Genomic DNA, 16521 nt, shown 5'->3' with positions numbered 1-16521 from the left:
AAGTTGTGATCTTCTTTTCCCTATACTTTTTGCAAACGGGTAGCTTCCAGCTTGGCAAGACGTTTCATCACTTTCTTCAGCATAACGGAAGCTTTGACACGGAGAGGAAGATCGTTGGATATTTCGATGCTGTACGTACCAGCGAGAATTTGCTCTTTGAGCTCGGCAACTGATGCACATGGACGATCCAGCACATTGAACAGACTACCGTATTGCAGGCACTGGTGGGTATCGCTTCCGGCAGTGACGGGTTTACCGAGGGACTGGGCGAATGGTTCAACCTGCCCACGGCACGTCTCGATGCCGTATTGGTACATATCCTTGGCGTTCAGATCAAAAGCGTCTAGACGTCCCAATAAATCACGGTCCAACTGATACAGTGGGGTGGACTCGCGGAAAGGGTGTGCGCCAATTTTGAGAAGCGGCCAGGCTTCGGCCATATCCATCAGCTCAGCAAAAGGAATGAATGAACCTTTGGCTGTATATTGCTCCAGGCCGCTGCGGACGGCAAGGATATGTTCTTTTTGACCCACCAGCAAAATATGTCCTGTCTCCTGAATATCCACTTCCATGCCGGGAAAAATGCGCAGTCCATCTGCATCGTAGTACTCTCCGTTGTATGGATAAAGACGATCCAGCGTCTCGTAGACCTCGTAGAAGTTGCGAGTGTTAAAATGTTCGGTAAGCGCGAGGGCTTCGAGCCCGCTTGCTTTGGCTTCGTTGACCATTTCGGTGAAGTAATCGACCGAGAAATCAGAGTTTTTGGATAATTTGCCGTGTGTATGAAGATCAATGCGCATAGAAGACACTCCTTTATTCCATGAATGGTTAATGAGTTGAATTAAAGTATTTCGTAATGCCCCCCGACCCAGAACAACAGTGCAACATAGATTGCCGATCCGGAGAGAAATCCGAGGTCGCGTGAGGTGATTTTCAGATGGGCCAGCTTCAGGCGTTTGGACTCAGGATGTTTCATGCCATACGAGAAACCGCGTGTCTCCAGGGCTTCCACCGTTGTGCGGGAACGTTTGGCGGTAGCCAGCATAAGCGGGAAGAAGGACACAACGAACAGCTTCATATAGTAGACAACGAGCCGCCAGTAGAGCCATCCGTGCCGGGAGGGAACCTGACCCCGCAGTCTGTAAGACAGCATGATGTTGCGGAATTCACCGAACAGCACCGGCAATATGCGGTAAGCATAAGAGAGGCTGAAAGAAAACGTCGCAGGCATGCCGAGCGCAAGTAACCCATCGCCGATCCGTTCCGGGTCCATGCCCGAAAAGACGGTGATACTCGCCAGCGAGACGATGGACAGCTTCAAAGTAAGCAGCAGCAGGGGGAATGCAGATTCCAGATTGCCACCGAAGAACAGCGAGATGATAAACATCCACCCGACCTGGCCGATTAATCCTAAGCAGAGAATGATAATGATAAAAGGAGCGGCTCTGGACAATATGGTGGTAGTCACCATCAACAGAAACATGCCGAGCAGCACAGTTCCGTTATGAACAAACCAGGGAACGATGGCAAAAAAGAGATACCAGATCAGCATGGCACGGGGATCAATCCGCGACAGGCTGGCATGTCCGCTGCCATATACGGTATTCATCAGCTCAAGCTGAATGCGTTCAATGGATATTTTGTCAAACCAGTTGCGGACAAGCTGCATGATGCATATCCTCCTTGGTGAGTGATTGATTCAAGAGAGTATCAACAAAAGCCTCGGTTGTCGGTGAAAGTGTCGGCAGTCCCATCCGGTGGGAGAGCTCCATGATCTGTGTAAGCGCAAGTCCGGAGCGGCGCAGAAGGGATTCATCCGCAAACACTTCGGCAGGTGTGCCGTCTGCTTCCACCTGTCCATTGTGAAGCACGATAACGCGACTAGCCCACTGGGTAACCAGCTGCATATCATGCGTGGCAATGACGGTTGTTCGCACATGCTGATCCAGCTCATCCAGTACACCTATCAGTTCCTCGCGGGTGGCAAGGTCCAGATTGGCGGTAGGCTCATCCAGCAGCATAAGTGAAGGCTTCATGGCTGCACCGATGGCAAGTGTGACACGCCGCTGTTGTCCACCACTGAGAAGCCGTGCATCCCGCTCTTGCAGCGGAGTAAGCCGGAAACGCTCCAGTACATGTGCAATTTGCTGGTCAGCTTCCGGAATGCGACGGTTCTTCAGGAAATAAGCGACTTCCTTGCGGACACTGTCCTCGATAAACATTTCGGAAGAGTTCTGAAAAATATAGGCGACCTTCCCCGCCAGCTGCTCCAAAGAGGAGCGGTGCGTAACTTCACCCAGAACAATGACACTGCCTTCCTGGGGCAGACTAATGCCAGCCATCATCTTCAGTAAGGAGGATTTGCCCGCACCATTGTTGCCAATCAAGGCAATCCGTTCTCCTTCATGGAGTGAAATATTAACACCACGAATGACTTCATGTTCTTTTTTGCCCAGTCCTCTGTAACGCAGCCGGGTTTGATGAAACTGTACAATAGGGATCAACGGTTCAGCAGCCGAGGCAGCCGTTGAACGCTTTGTATTTGCAATTTGGCTAGAAACGTCGCGTGCCAAGTTCGAATAGGATGAAGGTCCATTTTGCAAAGAAGCGGATGGAATGGATGGGTAATGCTCGGCAAAATAAACGTTTGCTTCTTCCACAGTAATTGGGAAGCGTTGTCCTGAACTTGAGAGGTCCGCATTTGCTCTTTCTCCCTGCGATATCTCCGCAGCCTGAATAGCTGCCCGTGTAACCTCAGGAGGTTGAATGCCCAGCCGTTCCAGATCGGTAATGTGATTCAAACCTTCCCTAACAGGAAGATTCCACAAGACCCGGCCTTTGTCCATCAATACCACATCTGCGCAGAAGTCGGCGATAAATTCAGTATGGTGTTCGATGACGATAATCGTCTTGCCATATTCCGTATTCAATCTCGAAAGGCACTCATAGATAAGTCTTGCATGCTGTGGGTCAAGCTGTGAGACAGGTTCATCCACGATCAGGATATCCGGGTCGAGCGACAGAGCTCCGGCCAGAGCGAGCAGATGTTTCTGCCCACCACTTAATTCCCAGATGTATCGGTTATGAATGGTATCCAGACCACACATGGCAAGTGCGCGTTCACCGAGCTCCCGATAGTTGGGCAGTCCGTAATTGAGTGGTGCAAAGCAAGCCTCGTCCAAAACGGTGGGCCGCACGAGCTGGTTATCGAAATCCTGATATACGTAACCGATCTTTCTGGATAGGTCTGCAACACTTCGTCCTTCGGCAGGCGTTCCAAGTACATGGACTTCACCGTAGAAGTCCCCTGTATAGAATTGAGGAATAAGGCCATTAAACAACTTGCACAGGGTGGATTTGCCGCAACCGTTGCCCCCGATAATGGCTGTAAAACTGCCTCGTGGGAGTTCGAGCGAAGCTCCGTTCAGGACAGGCTCTTCCGAGCCAGGATAGGTAAAGATGACATTTTGAATGGAAATGGCAGAATCCGATGCGGAAACAGAAGCTGATGTGGACATTTCATTATGCATAAGGGTGATTCTCCGTACCGGGTACCGTTTTATTTTTGTTCCGTTTAGCGCGCATGATCAGTAATGTCACCACGGCAACCAATGCAGCAGCTCCGATACTAATCCATATTGAAGCCGAACCATATTGATCTGCATAGTCCGTCTCCCAAACAGCGAAGTTGATATCCATTTCGGACAGGGATTCCGCACCAAAGGCCAGCCCAAGCAGCAGCACACCGATCAGGATCAGTTTCGGACGGAAGAAGCCGATGCCTTCATACTTCATCCCTGGATTACGAGGTTTGATGCCGAGCAGTGGTTCAATTTTGCCATAGAGCAAGGGTACGAGATACAGCGTAGGCAGCAGAGCGAACAGGATACCTGAGAACAGTACGTCATTCAGAAAGCCAACTCCTTCAATCAGCACAACACTTTCCGCAAGTCCAGGGACGGCTTCCAGCTGCTCCACACCAATCCACACTTTACCGATATCCACCAGTGAACTAAGGAACTGATGAATGATGACGCCTGTCATAGCAGCGATTCCGACCTGTCTGCGATTGCGAGGATCACTTACCATACGTCCTGCGACATACATGGCAAAGGAAAAGGTAAGGAATTTCTCCAGCTCGCCCAGTCCGCCGAATTGCCCCAGCATCAGCTCACCGAAGATCACTTCGCCAAGAGCCGCACCAAGGGCAGCAATCATGGGGTGGAACAAAATGCAAAGTGTCAGCGGAATGAAGGCAAAGTACTCAACAGACAATTCAATCGGTCCAAGTTGGAGCTTGGGAATAAGCTCTGTGAACATGTTGGACAAGCCGTACAGTGACATGGATAGCACAAACACCATCATTTTCTGTGAAGACGTCAGCGTATAACGCTCAGTCATCTTCTTCATCGATACATACCTCCCTGAAAGTTGGTGATCATCATAGCCACAGTCTAGGGGCAGAGTATTAACGGGAAAGAAGACATTTGTAAATCAAATGTAATTTTTATTACACATTAAGATTTTAATGAAAAAAATATTACATACATAGCCCACTTCTCTTCCTTTCAACTGATATACTGAGTGCAGAGCGAGAAAAGGAGTGCATACGGAATGAATTTGTTTACTCATAAAGAACAGCTGTCACCAGGTCATCTGAAAATTGCTGATTTTGTTGAACGCAATCCCGAAGAGATTCTGTTCATGACGGAACAGGAGATTGCCGACAGGCTGGGGGTCAGTATTGCGACCGTATCCCGTTTCTGGCGTGCGGTTGGATATGATAATGCCAAAGCGTTCAAAATCCGGCTTCGTACATCCGAAGACACTACACCTGCCCTTAAATTAAATAAAACCATATCCCGCATGGATACGGACAGCCTTCCCGTTCAGTTACTGGAGGCCTCTGTCAGCCATTTGCAGGAGACGTTATCCCATATGAAGCAGGGGGATCTGGAGCATTCAGCAGCCATCCTTGCTGAAGCACGAAGAGTATATGTGTATGCTCCAGGGCCTTCCGCTGGTTTGGCGGAATTATTGTCCTTTCGGCTATCCCGATTCGGATTGACGGTCATCCACCTCGCCGGAGGTGGCCATGAATTATTGGAATCATTGATGCATATGCAACGGGAGGATGTTGTGCTGCTGATGTGTTTTACAAGACTCTTGCCTGAAGCAGAGGTCATTCTGGATTATGCCAGAGATACAGGCAGTAAAGCCGTACTTGTAACAGATCGGGAAGACCTCTTATATGGATTGGGGACGGAGTTATCTTTTTACGTTAGTAGAGGGGAGCTTGGCGAATTTCATTCCATGGTTACTCCACTACTGTTAATGGAACAACTGGTGCTGGCGGTGGGATTGATGCAGAAGGACCATGCGCTGTCTAAGCTGGAGCGGCTCGCTGACTTGCGCAGTCGGTACGCAGATAAATTGCCGCGAGACTGATGGATGAAACAGGTAGCGTAATATACAGAGACGACTACTGATAACATCAAAGCTATGGAAGGTTATACCATAATTAGGGGCGGTTAATCCGCTCCTTTTTGTGTTAGAATTTGCTCATGAAACATAATGTTTAGACAGTTAGTTTATTGGGTATAAAAAGTCAAGCCGTAACGAATTGTTAGAAATTGATTTGGGAGTGATCCAATTGACTGCAATTGGAGTATACAATAATAGAGTCGTCTCTATTCAGTTGAATACATAATTGCACTACAACAGGAACTGCCAGAATGAGAACGGTTTAATCATGGGAAGAAGTCAGGGAGTGGGGATCGCTTTGCCTATAGTAGATGTGGAAAAAAAAGATGTTGTTACCGATGCGCTGGTCATTAAGGCCATGGAGAAAAGTTTGGCTATCATTCGATTCGATATGGATCGACGGGTTACGTATGTAAATGAAGTTTTTGCCCAGACGATGGGCTATTCCGTAGCTGAGATGTATGGCATGCAGCATGAGCAATTTTGTTTCGACGAATTCGTGAAAAGCCCTGACTATAATGCGTTTTGGAGTAGTATTTTTAACGGTACTAGCTTCCAGGACAAGGTTGAACGCAAGGATGCAAAGGGAAATCCCGTATGGCTTGAAGCGACATATATGCCCGTCTATGATGAATTGAATCAGAATATATTGGGTGTGTCCAAAATAGCTACAAACATCACGACCCGTCAGAATAATATTTCAGCTGTAGTTAATGAACTGAAGACGATGTCACATGATCTGAACGAACATGCTGATATCGGCATTGAGCGAAGCCGTGAGCTGATGTCCAGTATCACGTATATATCTGAAGTTTCCGCCCACAACCGAGCGACACTGAATCATTTGCAAGAACAGGCACGTTCTATCCAGGGAGTTGTTAAAACGATTCGCGAAATTGCGTCGCAGACCCAGCTTCTGGCCCTGAACGCTGCGATTGAAGCGGTACATGCAGGCGAATATGGGCGCGGGTTCGATGTTGTAGCCAAGGAAGTACGTAAACTATCGGCCATGGTCGAAAATTCCATTAATGAGATTCGGGATAGTGTGAATGGGATAACCAAAGAGATCACGAACATCTCTGGCGGAACACAGAAGGTTGAAGGCTACGTGGAGCGAAGTCAGCAGCAGATCGAGGTGGCGTTGAATGATTTTACAACCATTGCGGCGTCTGCACATCTACTTGATGCGAAGGCGCAACACGTAACCAAAATCGTATAGATAAGGTAAACTCCAATAACCCCATAGGGAAGCGGGTGCCAATAGAGGCATCTGCTTTTTTGTTGTTCAAAAAAACGGGAATTATTGTGAGCAATCGGGGAAACAATACTCTGGAATACCTGCAAGTTCATAGTGCAGAGAAATGTTGGGGTGAGGGTGATGTGGTCAACGATTTGGTCGTACGTGCCGGAGTGGCCCATATGGTTACAGGCTTTTTTGTTATGTGTCATTCCGCTATCGATTCTGAAAATAACCCGTTGGATTCGCTCTTCCGTGGATCAGGGAAGCTTCGCAATTTCTACAGATCAAAACCAAGGCAATAACGACGAGCAATCTGTATCATCAGGATCTGATGAGAACCAGGGTTTAGAAACAGGACGTTATGCCAATATCAAGCTTACCGGGAATTATGTTACCGATTTAATTAGCTCAAAGGAGACCTTTGCTCAGAATGCTGATGTACATATTCGAGAGTTTACGATACGAGGCACGAATACAAGGGCAGCGGTCATGTATATCGATGGTCTTGTGGACCAGCAATTGATTGATGAGCATCTGATTACACCTCTGATGATAAGGGGTGTACCAGAACTGCAACAGGGGAGCTTCCTTCATCCAGCCGATATACATCAGATTAAGAACTATCTAAGTAATCAACTTCTGCCTGTCAGCCAGATACAGGAGACCGAATCGTTACAGGAGCTGGCCTTGGGAGTACTTGGGGGTAAAAATGCACTTCTTGTGGATGGCATGCAAGGTGCACTGCTGATTGGTACACCCAAAGGAATAAGCCGCAACATTGAAGAGCCCTTGTCCGAAGCATTGCTTCGCGGGCCAAGAATTGGATTTACGGAGCATCTCAGTGACAATACAGGTATACTGCGACGCTTCGGAAGCAATCAGAGTTTGTTTATTCAGAAATTTGAAGTGGGTACCCGGATCAAGAAGGATCTTGCTATCGCGTATATAGAGGATATTGCCGATCCTGAGCTTGTGGCAGAGGTCCGGAGGCGCATAGAAGGATTGGATATGGATGTCATGCTGGAATCCGGTTATGTGGAGCAGCTAATTGAAGACGATGAGCTGAGTCCGTTTCAACAGATCCAAAACACGGAAAGGCCAGACCGCGTAATCAGCGGAATGTTAGAGGGGCGTGTTGCCATACTGCTTGATGGTACACCGTTTGCCTTAATTGTGCCCGCAACCTTCAGCATGCTGCTGCAATCTCCAGAGGATTATTATGAGCGCTGGATACCAGGCACATTTCTGCGCATGCTTCGTTTTCTGGCAGCCATGATTGCGCTATTTGCTCCTGCCTTGTACATCTCCTTTATTTCATTTCATCCTGGTCTGATTCCCACGAAGTTGGCATTGACCATTATTGAGACGCGAAATGGTGTACCGTTTCCTTCCATTATTGAAGCACTCATTATGGAGACAGCCATTGAAATATTGCGTGAGGCTGGTATCCGTCTGCCCAAACCGATCGGTCCGGCGATGGGCATCGTCGGTGGTCTCATTATCGGGGATGCAGCCGTACAGGCCGGTATTGTCAGTCCATTTCTCGTCATCGTAGTTGCGGTAACGGCGATCTCCTCATTTTCCATCCCTACCTATAGTGCTGGAATTACACTGCGAATTTTGCGTTTTACAGGCATGTTCAGTGCAGCGGCGCTTGGATTATTCGGGGTGATTATGTTCTTCCTGCTTATTTGCAGCCATCTCGTGCGCCTGAAAAGCTTTGGGGTTCCCTATGTCAGCCCAGTGGTTCCGTATAGCTTGAGCGAATGGAAGGACTTGCTGATCCGTGCACCATTAAAAATGATGAGGCGGCGTCCGCGCATGATGAACCCTACCGATCCGGATCGCAAAAAATAGATGAATAGCAAGATTAACATAAACATTTTAAACCAGAGCAAAGAGGTGATAACGTGAATCGTCCCACGGATAAGCTGACGACAACCCAGACCGGAGTCATGATTATCAATTACATGCTGGGCGCTGGGATTTTGACACTTCCGCGTACTACGGTTGAGGCAGTAGACACACCGGATGTCTGGATCTCCATCATCATATCCGGGCTAATCGCCACGTTTATAGGCATTATGCTCGTCATCCTGTGCCGACGATTTCCTGGCAAAACGGGTTTTCAGTTTGTTCAGGAAATAACAGGTTCATGGATTGCTTTTATACTGGGAGCGGTTGCGATTATCTATTTTCTGGTCATTTCGGCATTTGAAATTCGGGTTATGGCAGAAGTAACCGGACTTTATCTGCTGGAAGGAACACCGGTCTGGGCTATTGTTATGGTCTTCATGTGGGTGGGCATCTATTTGAACTCAGGTGGCCTGGGTGCAGTAGCACGTCTATTCGAGATTATTTTGCCCATCACACTTATCATTTTTGTTATTGCCATTTTGCTTAGCAGCAAACTGTTTGAAATTAATAACCTGAGGCCCGTATTGGGAGAAGGGATTATGCCGGTATTCAAGGGACTTAAGTCAACTTTGCTTGCGTATACAGGCTATGAAGTGATGTTTGTCATCATGGCTTATATGCAGCACCCGCAAAAAGGGATCAAAGCGGTAATGTGGGGTACGCTCGTTCCGACAGGCATCTACTTAATTACGGTAGTTATGGTAATCGGAAGTCTTTCCATTGAAGGCATGAAAACTCGAACGTGGCCTACCCTGGATCTGATGAGAAGCTTTGAGCTACAGGGATTGATCTTTGAGCGTTTTGAATCGCTGCTGCTCGTGATCTGGATCATGCAAATCTTCTCGACCTTTTCGATCACACACTATGCAGCTACCGTTGGCTGTGCCCAGTTGTTCAAAAGCAAGAAAATTTTACCCGCCATGTTTATCCTGCTACCTGTAATTTATATCATCGCCTTAATTCCCAAGGATGTGAACGAAACATTTCAACTGGGGGATGCAGTGGGTAATTTATCCATTTACCTATTTGGAATTCTGCCTACAGTCCTGCTGTTGATTAGCATCCTCCGCAAAAAAGGAGGGAAGTATGCATGAGTCGCAAGGTCAGATTAGCGCTATTGCTGCCTGGATTAATGCTGCTGTTGTTTACCTCTGGATGCTGGAGCAGCAAAGAGATTGAGGATCTTAGTGTGTACGTGGGACTGGGTATTGATGTTGCCAAAGAGACAGAATTTGAGAAGAGTGTGAATGAACAGGGTGGACACTATCCGAAAAGGAATAATATCACAGCTACGGTTCAGATTGTTCCTAAGGGATCATCCAAGGAAGAGAGCCAGCAAGGATCACCTGGAGCAGGGAAGTCCTATTTTAACGAACAATTAACAGGCGATTCAGTTATACAGATATTTCGTCAGTTCTCTCTGAGAAGAGACCGGCCGCTGATTGGACATCATCTGAAAGTCATCGTGGTGTCCTCCGAGGTGGCCCGGAAATTCAGACTGGATCAACTGCTTGATTTTGTGTTGCGTGATAATGATATTCGGCCAAGCTGTCTGGTTGTTGTCAGTGATCGCAGGGCACTGGATGCATTGACGTCCAACGATCCCAGTGAGATTCCTTCATTCTACCTTACCGGACTTGTGGACAATGTGTATCGTACCAATAAAATTCTGCCACCAGTGTCACTCGCCAAATTGGATGCAACCATGCAATCGGGGTCGAGCTATTTGCTGCAAAATGTCATCTCCTATGAGGGGGAACACAAGTTTTCGGGAGCGGCCATTTTTAGCGGGAAAACGAACCGATGGATCGGAAGTCTGAATCAGACGGACATGGAGGGACTATCCTGGGTACAAGGAAAAGCGAAAGGTGGCGTCGTTAAGACGTATACACACAAAGACGGCAGCACCATAACCTACGAGATTAAACACATAAAATCGAAAATTATTCCCACAGTTAAGGGCGACGATATTTCATTTCATGTTCAAATTGAATCAGACGGCTGGTTTATGGAAAATTGGACAGCTCCGGAAGCGCATGGTTCCGAGCATTATCTGGATGGTCTAGAGAAGGACTTCAGTCATATGGCTGAACAACAGGTAGATCAATTGCTTCACAAAATGCAGGATGTCTACAAGGTGGATGCAGCAGGGTTTGGCGATAAGCTGCGAATCAAATATCCACGGGTATGGAAGAAAATTAAAAATAACTGGGACGAAACGTTTAGTGAAATTCCGATCACGTATGATATTAAAGTTAAAATCACAAATCAGGGATCATCGACGGAATAAGAGAGACGTTTCTTTTTAATAGTTGACACAAACATGATAGATCGCTATATTTATAAAAAATCATTTTCTTATCCAGAGAGGTGGAGGGACTGGCCCTTAGAAACCTCAGCAACAGATCTGAAGGATACTGTGCTAATTCCAGCGGGTGAACAGCCTGATAGATAGGAGCGTTTGTTTTTATTTGTCAGTAACGGCGCACTCTTCAGGAAGAGTGTGTCTTTTTGTTTTGTTGTTTTCTGGATGAAGAAGTAGGGGAGCAGACATGAATAACAACAAAGATACAGGGCATTTTCAGCGCAAAATGCAGGCACGTCATGTAATCATGCTCTCACTTGGTGGTGTCATTGGTACAGGTCTTTTTCTTAGTTCGGGTTATACCATCCAGCAGGCAGGACCGATCGGTACCATTCTGTCTTATCTGATCGGAGCGATTGTCGTCTAGCTGGTCATGCTCTGTCTAGGTGAACTTTCTGTTCATATGCCAGAGACAGGGGCGTTTCATAGCTATGCGGCAAAATATATTGGACCAGCAACAGGATACACTGTAGCCTGGTTGTATTGGCTCACTTGGACGGTTGCCCTCGGTTCCGAATTTACAGCGGCCGGGCTGTTGATGCAGCGCTGGTTTCCTTCAGTGAATGTTTGGATCTGGAGCACATTGTTTGCTCTTATGATCTTCCTGTTCAACGCGCTGACCGTCAAATTTTTTGCGGAATCGGAGTTCTGGTTTTCCGCAGTTAAAGTCCTTACAATTTTAGTCTTCATTATTCTTGGGGGCGCAGCCATGTTCGGTATTATTCCAATGGCAGATTCGGAACCTGCACCGTTTCTATCCAATATTACAGCATCTGGTTGGTTCCCCAATGGGGCTACTGCGATACTAATGACGATGCTTGCCGTAAACTTTGCGTTCTCGGGTACCGAATTGATTGGGATTGCTGCCGGGGAAACAGAGAATCCGGAGAAGACGATTCCAAAAGCGATCCATACCACACTGTGGCGTTTAATTATCTTTTTTATCGGAACGATTGTTATTCTCTCGGCCTTGTTGCCGATGTCGGTTGCCAGTGTATTGGAAAGTCCGTTTGTAGCGGTAATGGAGCGGGTGGGAGTAGCCCTATGCAGCAGACATTATGAACTTTGTTATTCTGACGGCGATTCTCTCTGCTGCCAATTCGGGCCTCTATGCATCTTCACGGATGCTCTGGTCTCTGGCTGACAAGAGAACGATCTCTCCGTGGTTTGCCAAGTTGACCAAACGCGGAGTACCATTGAATGCGCTTCTGATCAGTATGGTGGGTGGTGCACTGGCTCTGCTGTCCAGCATCATTGTGCCAGGTACCGTGTATATTACACTGGTCTCCATTTCAGGTCTGGCTGTCGTTGCGGTATGGATGAGCATCAGTGCTTCACAGTATATGTTCCGCAGACAGTATATCCGGGAAGGACATGCGGTCAAAGATCTTGTCTATCGTACGCCACTGTATCCAGCGGTGCCTATTATCTCGTTTATATTGTGTCTGGCTTCATGTATAGGCATTGCTTTTGACCCGACACAGCGAATAGCGCTGTATTGCGGAGTTCCATTCATCGCAGTGTGTTACGCAGTTTATTATCTGACAGAACGTGTGAATAAGAAAAGAGGACAAGTACATGACGCAAGTACAACAGACTAATCCCATAGAACAGATCCTGCGTGAGTATCCGGTCATGATTCTGGATGGAGCGCTGGCCACGGAACTCGAACAGCATGGGTGTGATCTGGATGATCCACTATGGTCGGCTCGTGTATTGCTCGAGAATCCAGATGTTATCGTTCAGGTCCATGCGGATTATTTCCGCGCAGGAGCCGACTGTGCAATTACATCCAGTTATCAGGCGACGGTGGAGGGGTTCCGCAAGAGAGGAATCGGCGAGCAAGCAGCGTTGGACCTTATTCGCAAGACGGTGGAACTGGCTGCACAGGCGAGAGATGACGTATGGGCAGAAGTGCAGGACGGGGGATTTGAAAACACGGCAGTCAAACCGGAGGGCAATCTGGTATTCGGAACGGCACAACAAACGTCTGATGTCTTGGAGACAGGGGTCTTGGCTCGGCCACGACCGATGGTTGCTGCATCCGTTGGGCCCTACGGCGCTTATCTAGCTGATGGATCGGAGTATGTCGGTCACTACGGCGTGTCGGATGAGACGTTGGTTGCATTCCATCGTCCGCGTATGGCGGCGCTGATTGAAGCGGGTGCTGATATTCTGGCGTTTGAGACGATTCCTTCGTTGCAGGAAGCACAGGTGCTGGTTGATTTACTGAAGGAGTTTCCTCATGCGTATGCCTGGTTATCTTTTTCTTTAAAAGACGGGACGGCAATCAGCGAAGGCACGCCGATTGAGACATGTGCACGATTGTTTGGTTCCGAGCCGCAGATTGCTGCGATTGGCCTGAACTGTGCTCCCATGGAAGTGGTGACAGAAGCCGTAAGTATTCTCAGCCGTGCCAGCGACAAACCTGTTATTGTGTATCCGAACTCGGGAGAAGTATACGATGCTGCAACGAAGACGTGGAGTGGACAGGGAACGTGTGGCAGTATGAGTGATGCTTCGGAACAGTGGGTTGCTGCGGGTGCAAAAATTATTGGCGGCTGTTGCCGCACGACGCCACATCAGATTGGTGAACTTGCAAAGAAGTGGCGGAATTAAAAGACTTGATGTAGAGTTGTACCCCGAAAAGCTAGAGATACAACCAAATATAAAGAAGCCCTCACGACCCATTACTGGATTGGTGAGGGCTTTTTCAGTGTGATTTAGCGTTAACATCAACATGAGGACATTCCTCTTGTGATGCTTTTGATGCTTCTGATTATGCTATTTAATTAACTGAGTGCTAACTAAGGTACGACCTTCGTCGCTTAGGATGTACAGACCCGTTGTGTTATTGAGAAATAGACGTTCCTTATGAAGATCAAATTCGCCATTTTTGTAAGTGTACAAAACCTTCAGGTTGTTTGTGTCCATAATTATTAGTTCTAGTTCATCTGCGTCATTCTTTTCAGATTTAAACATCAAACTTGTGCCATCCAAAGCCATATTGGGATATGATACTGGCAGGTATGCCTTCTCAGCAATTAATCTACCTGAAGATGAATATAGCTTGATTCGTTTATTTTTATAATCCACAAATATAAAACGACCTTTCAATGCAAAAAGCTCTGTTGAATATTCCTTATAAGGAAGTTGTTTTGTCCAGTTTAGCTGCCCTGTGCTGTTGTAGCCTTTAAGCGTTATTGTTTTTTTGTAGATATTATAATGCAGGAATGTGCCGTCAGATAGACTCTTAATCCCATTGTAACCTTTACCACCAGTAATCGTTTTAATTTTTTGTCCGCTGGTCAGGCTAATCAAGTAAAAATCGGGATTATCGCCAAATTTACTGCCGACAATCACATCACCATGAATCTGCTGCATAAAATATGGAACCTTGAACTTTCGACTTAAATTTCCACTAGCATCGTAATAGTAGAGTACATTGCTTTTATTATCATGGGAGACTGAAATCAAATATAGACTTCCATTTTCGCCTGGAATGGCTGATTCAGCCGAGTATAGTCTCCAATCTTCTGGCGGCCCGGGCAGAGGTGCTGTCCAACGGATCTGACCTGTGGCTATATGCTTGGCACTCACTTGATTATCGGCAAAAATAAACATGTATCCATCATCGGAAAGCGTGTACTCGTTGTCCGTTGGAATCGACCAAAGGAGCTCCCCTGTTTTGGCATCTACACTGTCGATATAATAATCATTATTCTTGTCTACTTTAGTTACGAGAAGACTTTCATTCCCCATGCCATCTGTAACACTCTTCATTGAATATGAGCTTGTTGCACTCTGTCCACCGTTGGTAATATCATACCCCCATTGGAATTGCAGCAGATCTTTAGCCAGAGCTGGCTCGGATGGGATTGCAAGGAAGAAGCATAGGCTGGCTATAAGCCAATAGTTGATTCGCTTTAAACTCATATTGGTAGACTCCTTATGTAATGTTCTCTGGATTATGGAAGTAACTGATACTTTCTTATCGTCTGCCCGTCGGGAGGCAGGAAAAATAATTCATTTTGCTTATTGAGGAACAATTCATCTCGATTAAACCTTACATCGTTCCAATCGTTCTGTGTCACCCGATAGAGCTCTCTCAGATTATTTGAATCTCTAATCACGAGTTCTATTCCCTGTTCCGTGTATTGGATGTACATAAAACTCTGTAAATCGATTGCCATTTTCAGAGGGCTATTTGGATCACCTTGCATGTAGAAGGGATTTTCATTGACTCCTGTAATGAATTTTCCATCCGAATTCATAAGCATGATATTGCCTGCGGTTTGTTCCAGATACAGCACACGATTATGGATGATAAATATCTGGGGAGGCCCTTTTTTAAAAGAAAAATCATACTTCCATTTCAAAGCTCCCGTAGGCGAGTACGCCCTCAACTCAAGTTCACGGTTATTGATAAACTTCCGGGTTATTAGGGTTCCATCGTCCGTAACCCTATTCCCGTAGGGCAAGGTTGTTTCATTGGTCAGCACCGTTAGCTTCTTACCTGTAGAAAGATCAAAAACATGAGTATACGGACTTTTGTTGCCCGGTTGACCTAAAATAAAATTGCCTTCTATTGTGTAGTATTGCATATAGGGGAGAACAAGCTTTTTGCTTCGATGTCCCTGTTCATCATAATAATAAAGAGATACATATTTGTTTTTGTGATAAGTAAAAGAATAAACTGTTCCGTTTTTGGTGAAATCTGAGGACTGACCTTCACGAAAGTAAGGGTTTATTGAGGACCATATCGGTTTACCGGTTGACAGATCCGAGACCGTAATAATATCATCAAATCTTCTTTCATAGTCATCAGTTTCAGCAGGTTTGAAAGTATACATGTAACCATCAATGGTTGAACCATAATCAGATTCTGGCTTGGACCATCGGATGTCCCCGGTTTCACCACTAAAGTTCTCCACATATATGAGGTCCTCATTCACAACCTTTCTCACCAGAATGTTTAGGTTGCCGGATGAATCCAGTCTGAAGTAATGCGGAGTGAATCCATCCCCCCATTGGCCAGAATCGACCTGCTTGACCCATTCAAGTTGTGGCACGGTCTTAGCCCAGGCCGAAGGCGTGCCAATCGACAACAATCCTACACTCAGGATGCTGATCAATAAACAAATTCGAATACAAAACCATTTCAAAATAAACAGCCCCTTAACAAAGATCGAGGTCAAACTTAATCTGGACCTACCGTTTCATTTTTAATATCCTGCACCAACCGTATGATCTCCGCAACACCTAGTAACAATAGTCCTGCTATAATACCGTTCATCATAACTGGAAGAGCCAAAGACCATTGAAAGCCATTGAACTCATTTTGCCCAACGAGGATACCGGCAATAATGGATAGAATGATGCTAATCCAAGCGATCCACTTCAACAATTTACTCGTTTTATTTTTGTTGTACAAAGAAATTAACTCCTTTACCATAGTATGCCATTAAGTCTATCATATCTATCATTGCTAGGTATATAGGACTATTTTTGTGTC

Annotated in this window: 13 protein-coding genes, 1 pseudogene and 1 riboswitch; of the genes and pseudogenes, 7 read left to right on the top strand and 7 right to left on the bottom strand. The window is 46.4% G+C overall.

Translation table 11 applies throughout. The features are described 5' to 3' along the window. Positions 1–20 precede the first annotated feature (20 nt). From gpAD87_RS22790 to gpAD87_RS22775, 4 genes are read right to left on the bottom strand one after another with little or no spacing between them, the layout of a single operon-like run. Positions 21–800, bottom strand: a complete 780-nt coding sequence (locus tag gpAD87_RS22790; RefSeq protein WP_064640671.1) for a PHP domain-containing protein — start codon at positions 798–800, stop codon at positions 21–23. 41 nt (positions 801–841) lie between these two features. Further along, a complete protein-coding gene (locus tag gpAD87_RS22785) occupies positions 842–1669 on the bottom strand; it encodes an energy-coupling factor transporter transmembrane component T family protein (protein ID WP_064640670.1) in 828 nt (275 codons plus the stop codon). Further along, the gene (locus gpAD87_RS22780; protein WP_082935233.1) at positions 1644–3530 is read right to left on the bottom strand and encodes an ABC transporter ATP-binding protein; all 1887 of its coding nucleotides are present in this window, start codon (positions 3528–3530) and stop codon (positions 1644–1646) included. The genes gpAD87_RS22785 and gpAD87_RS22780 overlap by 26 nt, the downstream gene beginning before the upstream one ends. Next, the gene (locus tag gpAD87_RS22775) at positions 3523–4410 is read right to left on the bottom strand and encodes a hypothetical protein (protein WP_064640669.1); all 888 of its coding nucleotides are present in this window, start codon (positions 4408–4410) and stop codon (positions 3523–3525) included. Before gpAD87_RS22775 ends, gpAD87_RS22780 begins: the two co-directional genes overlap by 8 nt. A 204-nt stretch (positions 4411–4614) precedes the next feature. Here gpAD87_RS22775 and gpAD87_RS22770 point away from each other — a divergent pair, with 204 nt between their 5' ends. The 7 genes and pseudogenes from gpAD87_RS22770 (at position 4615) to mmuM (ending at position 13625) form a co-directional block, all read left to right on the top strand. Next, entirely contained in the window at positions 4615–5448 is an 834-nt protein-coding gene (locus gpAD87_RS22770) for a MurR/RpiR family transcriptional regulator (RefSeq protein ID WP_064640668.1), read from the top strand. A 304-nt stretch (positions 5449–5752) separates the two neighbouring features. After that, the gene (locus gpAD87_RS22765) at positions 5753–6703 is read left to right on the top strand and encodes a methyl-accepting chemotaxis protein (protein WP_064640667.1); all 951 of its coding nucleotides are present in this window, start codon (positions 5753–5755) and stop codon (positions 6701–6703) included. 159 nt (positions 6704–6862) lie between these two features. Next, positions 6863–8581, top strand: a complete 1719-nt coding sequence (locus gpAD87_RS22760) for a spore germination protein (RefSeq protein ID WP_064640666.1) — start codon at positions 6863–6865, stop codon at positions 8579–8581. Positions 8582–8634: 53 nt separating this feature from the next. Beyond that, positions 8635–9735 (top strand): GerAB/ArcD/ProY family transporter, encoded by a 1101-nt coding sequence (locus gpAD87_RS22755; RefSeq protein ID WP_072735605.1) that lies wholly within the window; start codon positions 8635–8637, stop codon positions 9733–9735. Then, a complete protein-coding gene (locus tag gpAD87_RS22750; RefSeq protein ID WP_064640665.1) occupies positions 9732–10931 on the top strand; it encodes a Ger(x)C family spore germination protein in 1200 nt (399 codons plus the stop codon). Before gpAD87_RS22755 ends, gpAD87_RS22750 begins: the two co-directional genes overlap by 4 nt. 65 nt (positions 10932–10996) lie before the next feature. Continuing rightward, positions 10997–11099: riboswitch (SAM riboswitch) on the top strand. 94 nt (positions 11100–11193) lie between these two features. Then, positions 11194–12607 (top strand): annotated as a pseudogene (gene mmuP, locus gpAD87_RS22745) (S-methylmethionine permease). Continuing rightward, positions 12585–13625: a homocysteine S-methyltransferase gene (mmuM, locus tag gpAD87_RS22740; RefSeq protein ID WP_064640664.1), complete on the top strand. Its 1041-nt coding sequence runs from the start codon at positions 12585–12587 to the stop codon at positions 13623–13625. Before mmuP ends, mmuM begins: the two are co-directional and overlap by 23 nt. A 165-nt stretch (positions 13626–13790) precedes the next feature. Here the strand turns inward: mmuM and gpAD87_RS22735 are convergent, their stop codons facing one another. The 3 genes from gpAD87_RS22735 to gpAD87_RS22725 all read right to left on the bottom strand — a co-directional run bounded on the left by gpAD87_RS22735 (position 13791) and on the right by gpAD87_RS22725 (position 16440). Further along, positions 13791–14942, bottom strand: a complete 1152-nt coding sequence (locus gpAD87_RS22735; protein ID WP_064640663.1) for a PQQ-binding-like beta-propeller repeat protein — start codon at positions 14940–14942, stop codon at positions 13791–13793. 32 nt (positions 14943–14974) lie between these two features. Next, the gene (locus gpAD87_RS22730; RefSeq protein ID WP_157258509.1) at positions 14975–15940 is read right to left on the bottom strand and encodes a hypothetical protein; all 966 of its coding nucleotides are present in this window, start codon (positions 15938–15940) and stop codon (positions 14975–14977) included. 266 nt (positions 15941–16206) lie between these two features. Beyond that, positions 16207–16440, bottom strand: a complete 234-nt coding sequence (locus gpAD87_RS22725; protein ID WP_017692142.1) for a hypothetical protein — start codon at positions 16438–16440, stop codon at positions 16207–16209. Between the last annotated feature and the right edge of the window lie 81 nt (positions 16441–16521).

It is taken from the genome of Paenibacillus sp. AD87 (genome assembly GCF_001659845.1).
Classification (GTDB): domain Bacteria; phylum Bacillota; class Bacilli; order Paenibacillales; family Paenibacillaceae; genus Paenibacillus; species Paenibacillus marchantiae.
This window is presented reverse-complemented; position numbering and strand designations above follow the sequence as displayed.

Bases quoted from the DNA above. Each gene is read 5' to 3' on its own strand.
- gpAD87_RS22765 (WP_064640667.1), top strand. From the start codon at position 5,753: ATGGGAAGAAGTCAGGGAGTGGGGATCGCTTTGCCTATAGTAGATGTG.
- gpAD87_RS22735 (WP_064640663.1), bottom strand. From the start codon at position 14,942: ATGAGTTTAAAGCGAATCAACTATTGGCTTATAGCCAGCCTATGCTTC.
- mmuM (WP_064640664.1), top strand. From the start codon at position 12,585: ATGACGCAAGTACAACAGACTAATCCCATAGAACAGATCCTGCGTGAG.
- gpAD87_RS22750 (WP_064640665.1), top strand. From the start codon at position 9,732: ATGAGTCGCAAGGTCAGATTAGCGCTATTGCTGCCTGGATTAATGCTG.
- gpAD87_RS22775 (WP_064640669.1), bottom strand. From the start codon at position 4,410: ATGAAGAAGATGACTGAGCGTTATACGCTGACGTCTTCACAGAAAATG.
- gpAD87_RS22790 (WP_064640671.1), bottom strand. From the start codon at position 800: ATGCGCATTGATCTTCATACACACGGCAAATTATCCAAAAACTCTGAT.
- gpAD87_RS22780 (WP_082935233.1), bottom strand. From the start codon at position 3,530: ATGCATAATGAAATGTCCACATCAGCTTCTGTTTCCGCATCGGATTCT.
- gpAD87_RS22770 (WP_064640668.1), top strand. From the start codon at position 4,615: ATGAATTTGTTTACTCATAAAGAACAGCTGTCACCAGGTCATCTGAAA.
- gpAD87_RS22760 (WP_064640666.1), top strand. From the start codon at position 6,863: ATGTGGTCAACGATTTGGTCGTACGTGCCGGAGTGGCCCATATGGTTA.
- gpAD87_RS22785 (WP_064640670.1), bottom strand. From the start codon at position 1,669: ATGCAGCTTGTCCGCAACTGGTTTGACAAAATATCCATTGAACGCATT.